Genomic DNA, 241 nt, shown 5'->3' with positions numbered 1-241 from the left:
CAAAAGTAACGACAGTTACAGACGAAAAAGGTAAGTATAAATTTACAGATTTAGAAAATGGCGAATACCAGGTAGATTTCGAAACACCAAAAGGTTATAAATCTACATTGATTGAACAAGGAGATTCTAGATCACTTGACTCAGAAGGTACGTCAGCTACAGTGAAGATCAACAATGCAGATGATTTTACAATCGACAGCGGATTCCACAAACCGACGGTTGAGCCGACACCAGTGCCAGG

General features: G+C 39.8%; 1 protein-coding gene. It reads left to right on the top strand.

Features of this window, described 5'->3' with window-relative positions:
- On the top strand, positions 1-241 hold a 241-nt coding region (locus HMPREF3270_RS11805; protein WP_141763161.1), incomplete at both ends, for an SdrD B-like domain-containing protein.

This window comes from Staphylococcus sp. HMSC65H10, from assembly GCF_001839185.1.
In the GTDB taxonomy this organism is placed as follows: domain Bacteria; phylum Bacillota; class Bacilli; order Staphylococcales; family Staphylococcaceae; genus Staphylococcus; species Staphylococcus simulans.
This window is presented reverse-complemented; position numbering and strand designations above follow the sequence as displayed.